Origin of the sequence: Inhella proteolytica (genome assembly GCF_016093275.1) — a bacterium.
Lineage (GTDB): Bacteria > Pseudomonadota > Gammaproteobacteria > Burkholderiales > Burkholderiaceae_C > Inhella > Inhella proteolytica.
In genome coordinates this window covers 21986-37670 of record NZ_JAEDAK010000020.1, presented here as the reverse complement: position 1 = coordinate 37670, position 15685 = coordinate 21986, and the positions used below count along the sequence as shown (strand labels likewise).

The window sequence follows — 15685 nt, the reverse complement described above, 5'->3', positions numbered from 1 at the left end:
CGGGATGTCTAGCACGCGCGACCTCATCAACGCCCTGAAGGCCGAGCTCAAGCTCGCCGGCATCACCTACGCCGAACTGGCGCAGCACCTGGATCTGGCCGAGAGCAGCGTCAAGCGCATGTTCGCGGCCGAGGGTGATCTGCCGCTCTCGCGCATCGACGAGGTGCTGCGCGTGCTGAAGATGGACTTCGCCGACCTGGCGCGCCGCGTGGCCGACGCCCAGCCGCTGCGCCGCGAGCTCTCGGTGGAGCAGGAGCAGGCGGTGGTGGGCGACCCCAAGCTGCTGCTGATGGCGATCTGCTGCCTCTCGCAATGGCCCTTCGAGCAGGTGCTGGCCACCTACCGCTACGACGAGGCCGAGGGCATCCGCTGCCTCACGCAGCTGGACCGGCTGGGCTTCATCGAGCTGCGGCCGCTGAACCGCTACCGCCTGCTGGTGGCCAAGACCTTCCGCTGGCGCCCGGGCGGGCCGGTGATGCGCTTCTTCCGCGAACACGCGGTGGACGAGTTCTTCGCCAGCGACTTCGATGGCGAGGGCGAGAAGCTGCTGCTGGTGCACGGCCAGATCAGCCCGGCCCTGATCACCGCCTTCAACGAACGCCTGCAGCGCGTGGCGCAAGACTTCGCCCAGCAACACCTGGCCGACCAGCGCCTGCCCCCGGACCAGAAGCGCCCCTACACCATGGTGATCGCCGTGCGCTCCTGGCTGTTCGGGCCGTTTGCGAAGCTGCGGCGCGAGGCGCCGCCGCGCTCGCTCAACCCTCCTGCAAAAGAAGGGTAATTCCCATGACGCCCCCCGAGGGGCGCGCGTGAAATCGTTGCTCACCCCCAGTGGAGACGACGATGCTCGGATTCATGAAGCGGCAGTGGGCGCGCTGGTCCATCCAGCGCAAGCTGATCACCTGCATGGCGGCCTGCCTGCTGCTGTTCAGCGCGGTCAGCGGTGTCATCAGCACCTGGATGATCGGCAGCACGGTGCGTGGACGCATCGTCAACGACGAGCTGCCGGCCCTGGTGACCGGCATCCGCGCCGACATCCAGCGCCGCATCGCCGTGCCGCTCTCGGCCTCGCTGCAGGTCGCGCACGACCCCTTTCTGCTGAAGTGGGAGGCCGCCGGCCTGCCCGACGAAGGCGTGGCCGACTGGAAGGCCCTGGCCGGCGCCGTCAAGCAGCAGCAGGCCACCGCGCAGGTGTTCTGGGTCTCGCAGGCGACCGGCAAGTACTTCAATGAGGCGGGCCTTTCGCGCATGCTGGCCGAGCGCGATACCTGGCTGCCCGCGATGCTGAACTCGGGCAAGCCCTACTCGGTGGAGATCGACCAGGACCCCACCAGCAAGGCCTACATGATGTTCATCAACGCGCGCTTTGAGGCCAGCCCCACGCAGCGCGGCGCCACCGGCGTGGCGCTCTCGGTGGACGCGATGGCGCAGAGCATCAAGGCCTACACCATCGGCCAGACCGGCTCGGTGTTCCTGGTGCGCGGTGACGGCAGCGTGCTGATCCACCGCGACCCCAAGCTCACCATCGAGGGCAAGCACAAGCTGCAAGGCCTGTTCAAGCTGGACGACGCCGCCGCCCGCGTGCTGCTGGACAAGAAGCCCTTCGCCGTGCTGCAGCACGAGCACGAGGGCGCGCGCTTCCTGGCCAGCTCCTATGTGCCCGAGCTGGAGGGCTACGTAGTGGCCGAGGTGCCGCAGGCCGAGCTGGTGGGCCCGGTGACGCGCGCCGTGCAGGTGGCGGCGCTGGCCGGCATCCTCATCGGCGGCCTGCTCTCGCTCGGCCTGGTGCTGATGGCCTCGCGCGCGGTGGCCGCGCCGGTGGGCCGCGCCGCGCAGCTGCTGGGCGAGATCGCCAACGGCCAGGGGGATCTGACCCGGCGCATGAAGGTCGAGAGCAGCGACGAGATCGGCCACCTGGCCGAGAGCTTCAACCAGTTCGTCGGCAGCCTGGCGCACTTGGTGCAGCAGGTGCGCGCCACCTCCGATTCGATCGCCACCGCCAGCGCCGAGGTCTCGCAGGGCAGTGCTGACCTGAGCCACCGCACCGAGCAGACCGCCTCCAGCCTGGAGGAGACCGCCTCGGCCATGACGGAACTGAGCGAATCGGTGCGCAGCAATGCCGAGGCCGCCGGCAACGCCAGCCGCCTGGCCGAACAGGCCAGTGGCGCTGCCACCCGCAACGGTGCCATGGTGGGCGAGGTGGTGCAGCTGATGCAGGGCATCGAGGGCAGCAGCCGCAAGATCGCCGACATCATTGGCGTCATCGACGGCATCGCCTTCCAGACCAACATCCTGGCCCTGAACGCTGCTGTCGAGGCGGCGCGCGCCGGCGAGATGGGCCGCGGCTTTGCCGTCGTCGCGGCCGAAGTGCGCAGCCTGGCACAACGCAGCGCCACCGCCGCGCGTGAGGTGCGCAGCCTCATCCAGGCCAGCAGCGAGCAGGTGCAGGCCGGCGCCACCCGGGTGCGCGAGGCCGGCCAGGGCATGGACGAGCTGCTGCGTGTCGTCGCCGAGGTCACCGAAACGGTGCGCGCCATCAGCCTGGCCACCAACGAGCAAAGCCGCGGCATCCAGGAAGTCGGCCAGGCCGTCACCGAGCTGGACAACGCCACCCAGCAGAACGCCGCCCTGGTGGAGCAAAGCAGCGCGGCGGCCATGAGCCTGAAGGATCAGGCGCAGCAGCTCATCGGGGTGATGGGGGCGTTCCGGACCGACTAGGGCGGTGATGGGGGCTGTTTGGCCCTGGTGTGGGTGTGCGTCAGAGCCTGTGGGGTCTTCAACCCCACACCCCGACCCGCATTTCTTTGTCTTGCCAAAGAAACGCGGGGCAAAGAAAGGCGCCAATGTACGCAGCCGACCTCGGGTCGGCCGCGACTGCACGGCTGGCGCACATGGCTCCCACACCCCTCCTGGGACTGCGAAAACCTGCCCGCTAAGCTGGCCGGAGTACCGGCCGACTAGACCACTGCAAACCATCGCGGGCTTTCTGTGATGAAGGGACCCCCAATGAGCGTCCTTGCAGGTATTGCGCTGGTTGGGGGTTTGTTCTTCGGAGCGTCGAGGGTGATGGTGTGCGGTGCCCGGGACGACCGGTACTCCGGGCGCCTTCGTCGTCCTGACCGTCGCAGTCAGATGGGGGCTCGTGTCAGTGTGAGCCCAAGCACCGCCATCACAGTTCGCCCCTAGGGCGACTGTGTGGGTTGGCGCCTTTCTTTGCCCCGCGTTTCTTTGGCGCAGCAAAGAAATGCGGGTCGGGGTTCGGGGGTGAAGCCCCCGAGCGCTCTCACAGGGTCCGCCGAACTCGCGTCAGGGCTCTGGCCTGGGCGGCCACAAGGTCCAGCAGGAATGCAGGTCAGGTCGCAATTTCAGACCCGTAGCGCCACCAGATCCTGCGCCAGCAGCACCAACCCGGCGCGCAGCGCCGCCTCCTTGGCCAGGCGCTGCCGGTCGGCCGTGAAGGCGTGGTCCAGCCAGCCGGCCTTGCCTTCGCTGCGCACCTGCCGCTGGTAGATCAGCCGGCCGCCCTCCTCGCGCTCGCGCACCGTGTACTCCACGCGCGCCTGCGCCTCGGCGCCGCCAATCAGTCCGCCCACCTCCAGCTGGATCAGCTTGGCGTCCAGCCGGTAGCGCCCGGGCTCGGCCGCACTGGCCAGCAGGCGCAGCGCGCGCAGCTGGTCTTCCAGCGCATCCAGCACCACCTGGCCCGCCACCGGGCTGCCCCACACAAAGGCCAGCGCCTGCTGCAGGAAGCCCACGGCGGGCTCATCCGCTCCCTGCACCTCACCCAGCGCAATCTGGCCGCGCAACTGCTCGTCCACAAAGCTGCGCCATTGCAAGGCCTGGCGCGGCGTGATGGCCAGCGGCGGGGTGCGCAGCGGCGTGCTGCAGCCGGCTGCCAGCAGGGGCAGGGCAGCGAGCAGGGTGCGGCGCGAGACGGACATGGGGCCAGTCTAGGCAGCAGGCGCTGCGCACCAAGCGGGCATCAAGGCCGGTTTCGCCGGTCAGTTGCCTGGCAACAGGCTGGTGTTCAGCAGTCCTAGGCTCAAAGTCGCTGGCCTCGAGGGCCCCACTGTCAGTGATCCAGAACGCCCGCGCTGATAGCTGAGCTGCCAGAGGCACCTTCAGACGGCTTCTTCATGAGGCAACCGGGGGTATGCCCTTGTGCATTTCAAAATATACAAAATCAGAATCGCGGCCCTTCAGCTTTTTGGGAGCGCATATGCAAAAGAATTTTCTTTCAAAAGTGTTTGGACTGACCTTGCTTGTAGTTCTATCAGGTCAAGCTAAAGCGTTTTGCGGCTCTTATGAGCCACTCAAAATTCCGGCATCGAACAACAAGCTTGGAAGCGAATCCCATATAGATGGGGAAGCTGGCGGTTCAACCTATCAAGTTCAAGAGCTGCCTAAGGGTCAACTGACGGCGCTCGACTGTGGTACGGGCTCCAACATCCTGCTAAGCGGGTGGGAGCGGAATTCTTTCACCCACCTCCTTGAGAAGGTTGAGATCCGCGGTAAAGGCTTGCGAGATACGACCATTTGTCGCGGGGCGGATTGCGAGACAGTAACAAGAAATGCTCGGGATCAAGCTATGCGCTTAAGAGGGCTTGGTTTTCAGAAGATTTCTGACGATACCGTTAAAATGGTCGTTGGGGTGCTCTTGGAAAAGCTGCCAAAGTGCGCCCCTACGTCGTCAGTTTCCCCGATAAATACACTGGACAGGGACCTGGGCTATGACTATTACCAGGCAAAGCAATCCATCTTGAGTTCCTACGCGGGGCAGACTAGCCTTATCCGTATTGGAAATCGAGTGGATGTCAAGTATCCAACTGGCCTCCCGGTTACCTTTGTTATCGAGAGGTTTGACTACACCACTAAAGCCATGGTGATCTGGCCGGTTGGTTTCGCAGATCCATCAGAGACCCCCTGCTCTGAATGAGGTGGCGTTTATTTAATTGGCTGGTTGCCGGCGCAGTTGTTGCGGTAGTTGCAATTTATTTCTTGCTCCGCCCAGGAGAAGCGCCACGCCTTCAACTTGAGCAGGCCCCCCCGAAACTGCACTCGCCGGCCGCCTCCTCGACTCCGAGCGAGCAGACATCGCTCAGAGAATCCTCGCGCATTGAGCTGCCCGAGCAGCGGATGAAACCGGACTGGTTTATAGCGCTCGCCGAACCCAACTTGTATCCGATAGCTGAAGCCTTCCGTAACTCTCGGCAGATGGGCGGCTACGCGGCAGCGCGTGCAATTTACATGTACTGCATGGAGGCAAACTTTGCGGTCCAGCTTGCGCAAGACAATTCGAAGGAGAATCCACTGCTCGGTCAGGAGAACTCCCCTGATTTCGGAATCAGACTGCAGGCGCGCGATCGAATTCAACAAAAGTGTGGCGCATTGAATGGGGTGGCCAAAGATCCGTTGGCTGATGATGCTTACGGCAAGTCCTTTCAAGACGCAGCGATCACCGTAAGTGCCATGCGCGACTCTAGATCGTTTCAGTCGGCGCTTGAAGAGGCGGCTTCGCAAGGACACCTTGCAAATCTAGCTGCTAGGCCTCTTCTTATTTCAAGAACGTGGGATGGCGTTTATTGGGGTGAGCAATCCGAAGTATTTGATACAGCAGTATCGTTGGCGATATTGAGGGCCACATCGACACCCGAAATGGCATCGGAGGATGTCCGATTGATGCGCTCCTGCTTTCTATTCGGATCTTGCGGCGCTGAATATGCTATAGCTGCGGTCAGTCCGAGGGATTTTGACGAAAAGACGCGTCAACAGATATTGGTTTTGGCTGCAGAAATGGAAGCAGCATTTCGCAGTGGAGATGTTCGTCCGATTTTGCGTGAAAGGAAAGGTCGATGAAACATCTTCAGCAAGACGCAATTCGTCTTCTGACTGACGCCTAAATTGCGGCGACTGATTGATCAGGCAGGCCTCCGATGGAGGCTTGATTCCGATTGGATACTTGTTCACGCGATGATCATTGCGCCTCGGTCAGCAAGCCGACCAGCCAACCAAGGCACGAGATCCGTGCATGGGTGATATGTGCGGTGGCGAATGAGAATTGCTAGAGCGCTATTCGGTGGCGCCTGCATTTTCTTGGTTGGATGGTTGTTGTGGCGGGCCCAGCCTCAACCTAGCGTCGTCATTACGAAGCCGCCGGCTGTCCAATCCGGACCGATGGCGGCCGAAACCGTCCGTCAATTGGATGAGAGGCCGGCCCCGAGTTCTGCGACGCCGGCGATCGAGCTGCAGTTCAATCTCGATGGCAGTGCCGCCAGTACGCGTATCCCGCTTGATGAGCTGCTGAGGAAGGCGGCCGCGTCGAGCGACCCAGACAACAACTACATCGCGCTGGTGGCTGTAGTCGCCTGCTCGGTTGGAAAGGAGAGTCCTTCGCTCTCTGCTGAGGACTTGGCGTTGGCGGGCTTTTTCGATGGTGATAAGAGCCGGGCGGAACAGCTGCAACTTGAAATGAAGCAGGCGAAGCAGAGTCTGTTGGGCTACTGCAATCAAAGCCAGATCGCCGACCCAACTGCCTTTCTGAAACAGCATGTCAAGCTGAAAGGGAATCTGGCGGCATGGGTTCGCGACCGGCCGAAAGAGCGCTACATCGATTACTACCGGTCCGCCATCCGGCAGGTGTTGGCCAATCCGCCCAAGTACTCGGCTGCCTTTGACGCCTGGTTGGATCGGGTCGCTGAGAGCAGGCTGCCGCAACTGCAGGGCTTGACGTCTGCACAGCTTGCGCTCGTGCGAAACGAGCTCTATCAGCGCTTGACCGGATTTCCCAACGAACCTCAGTCTTTGCGCACGCTGCGACGCTGCGCTGTCGAGTATGTGTGTCCAAGCACCATGGTGCTTTCTGATGCTGAGCGAGAGCAGGCTCTGGCCCGCGTGGCACAACTCGAGCGCTTGATGCGTGAGCAACGCTGGGCCGAGCTACTCGGCCCAGGCGGGGGTTAAAACCAAAGCGTGCCAACGCACCCGGCGTGTCAGCCCACACGCCGCTTCGCGGCTGCCTTCAAAGCCGCCGATGCTGCAAACAAGGCAGCGCCTTGCGCACCGCCTCCAGCCGCCGCCGCTCCAACGTCGCCACCGCCATCCCTTCCCCTTCCGGCACATCAGCCAGCACTTCACCCCAGGGGTCCACGATCATCGTGTGCCCCCAGGTCTTGCGGCCGTTCTCGTGCGTGCCGCCCTGGGCCGGGGCCACCACATAGGCCAGGTTCTCTACCGCGCGGGCGCGCAGCAGCAGCTCCCAATGGGCTTTGCCGGTGGTGTGGGTGAAGGCGGAAGGGGCGCAGATCAGTTCGGGGGCGAGGGCGCGGTAGAGCTCGGGGAAGCGCAGGTCGTAGCAGATCGACAGCCCGGTGCGCCAGCCGCCCAGGTCGAAGGCGACGGGTTGCTGGCCGGCCTGCTGCACGCGGCCTTCGTCGTAGCTCTCGCCCAGGCCGCTGTTGAAGCTGAAGAGGTGGATCTTGTCGTAGCGGGCGGCGAGGTGGCCGTCGGGGGCGTAGGCGAGGCTGGTGTTAGTGACCTTGCCGCTGGCGGCGCGCAGCGGCAGGGTGCCGCCGAGCAGCCAGATGCCGTGGCCGCGCGCGAGGTCGCGCAGGGTGTGCTGGATGACGCCGGGGGTGTCCAGGGTCTCGGCGATGCCGAGCTTGTCCTCGTCCTGCTGGCCCATCAGGCAGAAGTATTCGGGCAGGGCCACGAACTGGGCGCCGGCGGCGGCGGCCTCGCCGACCCAGTGGGCGGCGCGGGCCAGGTTGTCGGCAGCGCGCGGGGTGGAGACGAGCTGAATGGCGGCGACTTTCATGGCGTTCACTTCGGGGCGGAGGCGGTGGCAGAGGCTGCTGGGGCGGCGGCGGGCGGCGTCGGCGCGCCCGGGATCTCGGGCTTGTCGAGCTTCTCCACCTTCGGGTCGGCCCAGGGGCCGGTGATGTGGAACTGCTGGGTGCCGGCGGCGGCGATGGGCCGGCGCAGGATCAGCTGGGCCAGGAAGGTGGTCAGGCCCACAGCGGGGTTGATGGCGGCATAGGCCAGCGAGGCGCCGCCGGCATTGACGTCCGGCACCATCAGCACCTTGAAGTCGGCGGTTTCGCGCAGCAGGTCGGCCTTGCCGTCCATCAGCACGCTGGCCTGCGGGCCGCGCATGCGCAAGTTGCTGCTGCGCGCGATGCCGCGCTCGATCTGCACGTCGCCGCCGAAGTCGTCGAAGGCGAAGCCGTCGGCGAAGACGTCGCGCCAGTCGAACAGCAGGCGGCGCGGCAGGGATTGCAGGCTGAGCACGCCGAGCAGGCGCGCCGCGCCCGGCTGGGCCTTCAGGAACTGGCCGGCGCCCAGCTGCACGCTGAACTGGCCGTCGAGGTTGGGGATGTCGAAGCTGAGCGGCGAGCCGCGCCAGCTCAGGCGCCCCTTGAGCTCGCCCTGGCCGCCGCGCACGGTGTCGGGCAGGCCCAGATTGGCCAGCCAGCTGCCGCTGTTGGCCAGCTCCAGCTGCCAGTCCAGCTCGGTGCGGTGGCTCTGCGGGCGCCAGGCGCCCTGGGCCTTGAGGGTGGCGTCCGGGTGCTGCAGCCCCAGATGGGCGAGCGACCAGGGCTGGCCGGCTGGCGCGCCGGTGGCCTTGACCTCCAGCCGGCCCAGCTTCATGCCGCGCAGCTCGAAGTCGTCCACCACCAGGTCCAGGCCGGGCAGGGGGCCGCTGGCTTCGTCCAGCGCCTGGTCGGCGCGCGCGGCCTCGCTCTTGGGCAGCGAAAGCCGCGCCAGGCGCGCCAGCAGCTGGCCGGGCTGGCCGGCGCTGCCGCCTTCCTGCCATTCCGCATAGCCGCTGATGGGCTGCGACTGCAGCGTGAAGCGCCACACCGGCCGCCCGGCCACTTCCATCTCGCGGCTGGCGGCGGCGCTGATGTCGCGCAGCACGCGGCCGGCCACGCGCAGCTCGGGGGTGTTGAGCGCGATGCGGCTGGGCGCCACGCCGGCGCCGGCGCCCTGCGGGCCCAGGCCGTGCAGCACGGCGCGCCAGGCGTCCAGGTCGATGCGCGGCAGGTTCAGGTTCAGCCACAGGCCCTGCTCGGGCAGGCTGGGTTCGGGCCCGGAGCCCACGCGCAGGCTGCCGCGCAGGGCCTGGCCGGGCGCGCGTTCCAGCAGGCCCTGGTGCGGGCCCAGGGCGATGCGCAGGCGGTCCACCCGCTGCACGTCGGTGCGCCAGCTCAGCTGCAGCGGCCAGCTGGCTTCGGCCGGCTTGGCGAAGGGCTCGGGCAGGCTGGCGCCCAGGCCGGTGAGGGGGCTTTGCAGGCTGAGCTCGCTGCCCTGGGCGTTCCACACGCCCTGGAACTGGAAGGGCGTGAGCCCGTTCAGCTTGGCGGCCAGGCCGCTGACCATGGGGCCGAACTCGGTGGCGGCCTTCAGGCCTTCGGCGCTGGCGCTGCCTTGCGCGCGCAGCAGCAGGCTGCGGTCCGCCTGGCTGCCGCCCTCGACCTTCAGCTCGCCGCCCAGCCAGCGCGCCTGGGCGCTGGGGATCTGCAGCCCGCCTTCGGTGAACTCGGCCCGGGCGCGCACGTTCTGGAAGGGCGGCAGGTCGGGGCGCAGGCGCAGCTCGTTGCCGGCCAGCTGCACATTGCCCTGAACGGTGGTGCGCTCGGGGTGCTGCAGGGGGATCTGCAGCGCCAGCTTGCCGGCCACGGGGCCGCTGGCCTGGGCCAGGCCGAGCGCGTGGCCGGTCCAGCCGCCGATGGGAGTGTTGCGCATGAACTGCAGCGCGTCCTGGGCCGGGCCCTTCCAGCTGCCGTCGATCTTCATCACCGGCTCGCGCCCCAGGTGGGCTACCACGGCCTGCGTCACCTGCGCTTCCAGATTGCCCACCTTGGTGCGGGCGTTCTTGATGCGCATGCCCGGGCCTTCGAAGCTCAGCTCGCCATTGAGCTCCTCCAGCGCCGGCCAGGGAGATTGGTAGGCGGGGCCGCGCTCGTCGGCGCCATGGCTGGGCACGAAGGCGTAGCGCAGGCCCTGGGCCTTGGCCGTGACCTTGAACACGCCGCCGCCGTGTTCGAAGGGGAAGTCGTCCAGCGCGCCCTTGAGCGTGAGCTGCACCTGGCGGGCCTCGCCGGCCTGCAGGGATTCGGCCAGGTAGCGGCGCACGCCGGCGTCCAGCGGCAGCGGCAGGTAGCGTGGCAGAGCGCGCACGTCCAGCCGCGGCAGCTTGGCGTTCAGCTCCAAGTGGCCGTGGCGCTTGGGGTCGTTCGGGCCCGCGCTGCGCCAGCGGCCGTCCAGTTCGAGGTGGCCGTCGGCGGTGCGCAGCTTGGCCTGGCGCAGCTGAACGTCCCAGCTGTCGGCCTGGCGTTGCCATTGCAGCTGCAGCTGCGCCTGCTCCAGCGGCAGTTGCTCGTCGGCCAGCAGGCCGGGCCAGGCCACATGGCCCTCGCGCAGGCTGATGCGTGCCTGCCCGCCCTGCTCGCTGGCGTTCAGGCTCAGCGCCGCGCCCTGCAGGCCGGGCTGGCCCAGGCCGGGCCTGCCGTCGGGTGCGGCGCTGGCGGGCAGCGCGGCCCAGGCCAGGCCCTCGGCGCTGGCATCCACGCGCCACTGCGTGGGGGCGTCCAGGCTGCCCTGCCACTCCGCCAGCAGCTGGTTCACGCGACCCTGCGGCTGGCGGCTCTGCAGCTCCCGGTGCAGGGCCTCGCCCAGGGGCAGGCGTTCGGCCAAGGCGGCCAGCAGGCCCAGGTCCAGGCGGTCAGCCTGCAGCTGGCCGCCCTGCAGGCTGCCGGGGGCCAGCGGCTGCCACAGGCCGCGACTGGCCGGATGCTGCAGGCTCAGGGTGAGCTGGCTGGGCGCCCAGTGCTGCGCCGGGCCCTCCCCATCCTGCAGCTGAAAGCGCAGGCCGCGCAGCTGCCAGCGCGTGCCCTGGGGCTGCTGGCTCCAGCTGATGCGGGTTTGCAGATCGGCCAGCTGCAGCGGCTGCACGCGCGGCGTCAGCCGCAGGGCCACGGCGCGCAGGGCCAGGTCCAGGTCGGCGCTGTGCAGGCTGCCTTGCTTCAGCTCGGCCCAGAAGCGCAGGGCGCCGTCGCCCTCGTTCAGGTCGAAGGGCAGGCTGAGGTGGCGGCGCAGCTCGGCCACGCGGGCGCGCGGCAGCTCGGCGTAGAACAGGCCGTTCCAGCGCTTCCAGTCGCTCGGCCGGGCCAGGAAGGGTTGCGTCACGCGGGCGCGCAGGCTCAGGCGCTCGCCCCAGCCGGGCGGGGGCACGGCGTCGATGCGCAGCTCGTGGCGGCGCAGGCCGTTGCGCCACAGCAGGTCCACGCCCTGCAGCACCAGGGGCTCGGCAGCGCGGGTTTCGTCCACCCAGCGCAGGCGGCCGCCTTGGATGGCGAACTCGTGCTGGCGCAGCAGCCAGTCGGCCAGGCGGGTGTCCTCGGCGGCGCCTTCGGTGCGCAGGCGCTGGCCGGCCACCCAGATCTGGCCCTGCGCGTCGCGGCGCAGCTCCAGCTCGGGTTCATGCAGGTAGAGCTGCTCCAGGCGCGGCGTGAAGGTCAGCAGCGAGCGCGCCGAGAGCGCGGCGGTGACGCGCGGCAGGCGCAGCGCCGGCCGGCCGGCGGCGTCCAGCAGCTGCACCTCGCGTAGATCGAGCGCCGGGATCCAACCGGCCGTGCGCACCTCGATCGCCCCAATGCGCACCGAAGACCCCAACCAGCTTGTGGCGCGCTGTTCCAGCTCGGGGCGCCAGCGGTCCACGTTCGGCAGAATCGCCCAGTGCAGGATCAGCCACAGGCTGAGCAAGACAAACCACAGACCCAGCACCGCCCACAGCAATGCCCGCAGGCCGCGGCGCAGCCAGCGGGCGGGGCGATGCGAGGCCGCAGCAATCTTGGACAGGACAGAGGACATGGGGTCAGGGGCCGAAGTGTCGCCGCTGAACGCTGGCGCAGCCGAGTGCGAGGACGCCGCCGCGCACAGCCGGTTCGTGCAGCGCATCCGGCGCCGTTATGCGGCCGAATTGGCCCTGCTGCCGCCCGGCGCGCCGGATGAGGCCGCGCTGCGCGCCCTCGTCCGCACGCTGGAACGCCAGGGCCGCCCCCTGCCCGCCGCGCTGCGCGTGGCGCGCCAGCTCTGGCTGGAGCGCCTGGCCACGCTGGATTGCGCGGGCCAGCTGCCGCTGGCCGGGGTGACCAGCGCCATGACCCTGCTGGCCGAGGTGACGCTGGACATCGCCGTGCAGGCCGCCCGCACCGAGCTGGCCGAGCGCCACGGCCGGCTGCGCAATGCCGAGGGCCAGGAGGTCGCCTTCTGGGTGCTGGGCATGGGCAAGCTGGGCGCGCGCGAGCTGAACGTCTCGTCCGACATCGACCTCATCTATGTGTACGAGGAAGACGGCGACAGCGACGGCCCGGTGAGCTTGAGCGCCGCCGAGTACTTCGGCCGCGTGGCCAAGCGCCTGACCACCCTGATCGGTGACGTGACCGAGGACGGCCAGGTCTTCCGCATGGACCTGGCGCTGCGCCCCAACGGCAACAGCGGCCCGCCGGCCTGCAGCCTGGCCGCGCTGGAAACCTACTTCTACGCCCAGGGCCGCGAGTGGGAACGCCTGGCCTGGCTGAAGAGCCGGGTGGTGGCGCCGCGCGACCCCGACACCTTGAAGCGCGCGCAGCAGCTCAGCCAGCTCGTCACGCCCTTTGTGTACCGCCGGTACCTCGATTACTCGGTGTTCGAGGGCCTGCGCCAGATCCACCGCATGATCCGCGAGGAGGCGCAGCGCCGCGCCGCCGGCCGGCCCGAGCGCGCCAATGACGTCAAGCTCAGCCGCGGCGGCATCCGCGAGATCGAGTTCATCGTCCAGCTGCTGCAGGTGGTTCGCGGCGGCCAGTTCCCCGAGATCCGCACCCGCTCCACGCTGAAAGCCCTGGACCGCCTGGCCGCCGCCGGCCTGATGAAACCCGAGGCCGCGCGCCTGCTGGCGGGCGACTACGAGTTCCTGCGCCAGGTCGAGCACCGCATCCAGTACCTGGACGATCAGCAGACCCACTGCCTGCCTGGCGCCATCGAGGACCTGCGCTGGATCGCCCAGACCCTGGGCCTGCAGCGCACCGAGGCCAAGCCCTGCCAGGGCTTCGAGGAGCACGCCAGCTGCCCGCTGTTCGAGCGCCTGTGCGAAACCCGCGAGCGCGTGGCGGCCGAGTTCGACGCCCTGCTGCACGAGGGTCGCGCGCCCGGCGGGCCCTGCAAACCCGGCAGCTGCGGCGCCCCGGCCAGTCTGACCAGCGAAGACTTCCTGGCCGCCCTGCCCGAACCCCTGCAGGCGGCGGTGCGCGCCTTTGCGCAGCAGCCGCGCGTGCAGGGCCTGAAGGAAACCGCCCAGCAGCGCCTGGCCCAGTTGTTCCAGCGCGCTGCCCAGCAGGTGGCGCAGGGCCATTGCGAGGCCGCGGCGGCGGCGCGCTTCGTCGACTGGGTCGAACCCCTGCTGCGCCGCGAGGCCTACCTGGCCCTGCTGATCGAACGCCCGGCCGTGCTGACGCGATTGCTGCGCCTGCTGGGTCTCGCCCGCTGGCCGATGCGCTACCTGATGCAGCACCCCGGCGTCATCGACGAGCTGGCCGATGTGCGCCTGCTGCACGAACGTTTCGAGCCCGCCGCCTTCCGCCAGGAGCTGGCCGAGCGCCACGAGGCCTGGGTGCGCGCCGGCGAGGACGACGAGGAATCCCTGCTGGACGCGCTGCGCCGCGCCCACCATGCCGAGGTGTTCCGCACCCTGGTGCGCGACGTCGAGGGCTGCATCACCGTGGAAGAGGTGGCCGACGACCTCAGCGCCCTGGCCGACGCCCTGCTGCAAACGGCGATCGACTGGTGCTGGGCGCGCCAGTTGAAGCTCGGCAAGGCGCACCGCGCGCAGCCGCGCTTTGCCGTCATCGCCTACGGCAAGCTCGGTGGCAAGGAGCTCGGCTACGGCTCCGATCTGGACGTCGTGTTCCTCTACGACGACGAGGACGAAGCCGCGCCCGAGGCGTATGGGAATTTCGTGCGCAAGCTGGTGCCCTGGCTGACGCTGCAGACCCGCGCCGGCGGCCTCTTCGACATCGACACCGCGCTGCGCCCGAACGGCAACAGCGGCCTGCTCGTCAGCAGCCTGAAGAGCTTTGCCGCCTACCAGGAAGGCCGCGGCAGCAACACCGCCTGGACCTGGGAACACCAGGCCATCACCCGGGCGCGCTGGTGCGCCGGCGACGCCGCGCTCGAAGCCCCCTTCGAGGCCGTACGCCAGGGGGTGATGCAGGCCGCGCGCGAACCCGCGGCGTTGAAAGCCGAGGTGCTGGCCATGCGCGAGAAGTTGCGCCAGGCCCACCCGGTGCGCGCCGGCCGCTTCGACCTCAAGCACAGCCCCGGCGGCATGCTGGACGCCGAGTTCGCGCTGCAGGCCCTGCAGCTGCTGCACAGCGCCGCCCACCCCGAGCTGATCCCCAACAAGGGCCTGATCGCCCTGCTGCAGCGGGCCGAAGCCGCCGGCCTGCTGGGCCCGGGCATCGGCCGCGCTGCGGCCGACGCCTACCGCGAACTGCGCCGCGCCCAGCACCGCCTGCGCCTGGACGAGCAGCCCACCCACCTGGACGAGGCCGCGCTGGGCGAGCTGGCCGGCCACCGCGACGCCGTGCGCGCACTGTGGGCGGCCGTCTTCCCGGCCTGAGCTGGCTGCTGCTGGGCTTGGCCGCCGGCTGTGCGGCCGGCCTGGCGCTGCGGCCCGAGGCCTGGAACTGGCAGGCCGGGCGCTGGCTCACCGAACCCTGGCGCCTGTGGACCTGCGTGGCCGTGCACGGCTCGGTGCTGCATGCGGCCGGCAACTGCGTCGGCGCCTTGCTGCTGGCCGCCCTGGCGGCGCGCGCCCAGGCCGGCCGGCGCGAGCTGCTGGCCCTGCTGCTGGCCTGGCCACTGACGCATGCGCTGCTGGCGCTGCGCCCCGATCTGCCGGTCTACTTCGGCGCCTCCGGCCTGCTGCACGGCGCGGCGGCGCTCATCGGCCTGCGGCTGCTGCAGCAGCCGGGCCGCGCACGCGCCGTGGGTGCGGCCCTGCTGGCCGGGTTGGTGCTCAAGCTGGGCCTGGAGCAACCCTGGGGGCCGGCCCTGCGCCACGAGCCCTTCTGGGGCGGCATGGCCACGGTGCCACTGGCGCACGCGCTGGGCGCGGCCAGCGCATTGCCGGCCTGGTTGCTGCTGCGCCGCCTTACTTCAGCGGCACCACGGTCTCGCGCGGCACCGGCACCGCGGTGACGCTGTTCTGCGGCGAGCCGTCGATCAGTCGGTCGGTGTAGGTCAGGTAGACCAGGGTGTTGCGCGCCTTGTCGACCATGCGCACCACGCGCACGCGCTTGAAGAGGATGGAGGCGCGTTCGCTGAACACCTCTTCCTGCTGCGGCAGCGCGCCCTTGGGGAAGCTGATCTCGCCCACCTGGCGGCAGGCGATCGAGGCCTCGGCCTTGTCCTCGGCCAGGCCGAAAGCGCCGGAGAGGCCGCCGGTCTTGGCGCGCGAGACGTAGCAGGCCACGCCGGCCACCTTGGGGTCGTCGTAGGCCTCCACCACCACCTTGTGGTTGGGGCCAATCAGCTTGAAGGCGGTCGAGACCTCGCCGACGTTCTCGGCCAGAGCCGGGGTGGCGAGCAGGCTGCAAAGGGCCAAGCGGGTGAGGGTCTTCATACGGGGCTCCAGAAGGCCTGG

General features: G+C 68.7%; 11 protein-coding genes. 7 read left to right on the top strand and 4 right to left on the bottom strand.

Annotated elements, in window-relative coordinates; genetic code table 11:
* Positions 1-4 precede the first annotated feature (4 nt).
* A complete protein-coding gene (locus tag I7X39_RS20495) occupies positions 5-781 on the top strand; it encodes a helix-turn-helix domain-containing protein (RefSeq protein WP_198113076.1) in 777 nt (258 codons plus the stop codon).
* A gap of 62 nt (positions 782-843) precedes the next feature.
* The gene (locus I7X39_RS20490; RefSeq protein WP_232352090.1) at positions 844-2718 is read left to right on the top strand and encodes a methyl-accepting chemotaxis protein; all 1875 of its coding nucleotides are present in this window, start codon (positions 844-846) and stop codon (positions 2716-2718) included.
* A gap of 647 nt (positions 2719-3365) precedes the next feature.
* On the opposite strand, the gene I7X39_RS20485 is transcribed toward I7X39_RS20490, so the two are convergent.
* The gene (locus tag I7X39_RS20485; RefSeq protein ID WP_198113074.1) at positions 3366-3941 is read right to left on the bottom strand and encodes a hypothetical protein; all 576 of its coding nucleotides are present in this window, start codon (positions 3939-3941) and stop codon (positions 3366-3368) included.
* A gap of 278 nt (positions 3942-4219) precedes the next feature.
* On the opposite strand from I7X39_RS20485, the gene I7X39_RS20480 reads away from it, so the two are divergent.
* From I7X39_RS20480 to I7X39_RS20470, 3 genes are all read left to right on the top strand, one after another.
* A complete protein-coding gene (locus I7X39_RS20480; protein ID WP_198113072.1) occupies positions 4220-4936 on the top strand; it encodes a hypothetical protein in 717 nt (238 codons plus the stop codon).
* Positions 4933-5856, top strand: a complete 924-nt coding sequence (locus tag I7X39_RS20475; protein ID WP_198113070.1) for a hypothetical protein — start codon at positions 4933-4935, stop codon at positions 5854-5856. The genes I7X39_RS20480 and I7X39_RS20475 overlap by 4 nt, the downstream gene beginning before the upstream one ends.
* A gap of 318 nt (positions 5857-6174) precedes the next feature.
* The gene (locus I7X39_RS20470) at positions 6175-6960 is read left to right on the top strand and encodes a hypothetical protein (protein WP_198113069.1); all 786 of its coding nucleotides are present in this window, start codon (positions 6175-6177) and stop codon (positions 6958-6960) included.
* A gap of 58 nt (positions 6961-7018) precedes the next feature.
* Here the strand turns inward: I7X39_RS20470 and I7X39_RS20465 are convergent, their stop codons facing one another.
* Together I7X39_RS20465 and I7X39_RS20460 are read right to left on the bottom strand one after the other, a co-directional pair.
* Positions 7019-7813, bottom strand: a complete 795-nt coding sequence (locus tag I7X39_RS20465) for a carbon-nitrogen hydrolase family protein (protein ID WP_198113068.1) — start codon at positions 7811-7813, stop codon at positions 7019-7021.
* A 5-nt stretch (positions 7814-7818) separates the two neighbouring features.
* Positions 7819-11871, bottom strand: a complete 4053-nt coding sequence (locus I7X39_RS20460; protein WP_198113067.1) for a YhdP family protein — start codon at positions 11869-11871, stop codon at positions 7819-7821.
* Between the two features lie 16 nt (positions 11872-11887).
* Here I7X39_RS20460 and glnE point away from each other — a divergent pair, with 16 nt between their 5' ends.
* Both glnE and rrtA read left to right on the top strand, forming a co-directional pair.
* Positions 11888-14659 carry a bifunctional [glutamate--ammonia ligase]-adenylyl-L-tyrosine phosphorylase/[glutamate--ammonia-ligase] adenylyltransferase gene (gene glnE, locus I7X39_RS20455; protein ID WP_310739952.1) on the top strand — a complete coding sequence of 924 codons (2772 nt, stop codon included), beginning with the start codon at positions 11888-11890 and terminating at the stop codon, positions 14657-14659.
* Positions 14635-15240 (top strand): rhombosortase, encoded by a 606-nt coding sequence (gene rrtA, locus I7X39_RS20450; protein ID WP_198113063.1) that lies wholly within the window; start codon positions 14635-14637, stop codon positions 15238-15240. Before glnE ends, rrtA begins: the two co-directional genes overlap by 25 nt.
* On the opposite strand, the gene I7X39_RS20445 is transcribed toward rrtA, so the two are convergent.
* Complete coding sequence (locus I7X39_RS20445; RefSeq protein ID WP_198113061.1) at positions 15194-15664, bottom strand: CreA family protein; 471 nt, start codon at positions 15662-15664, stop codon at positions 15194-15196. The two genes, rrtA and I7X39_RS20445, sit on opposite strands and share 47 nt — an antisense overlap.
* Positions 15665-15685 lie beyond the last annotated feature (21 nt).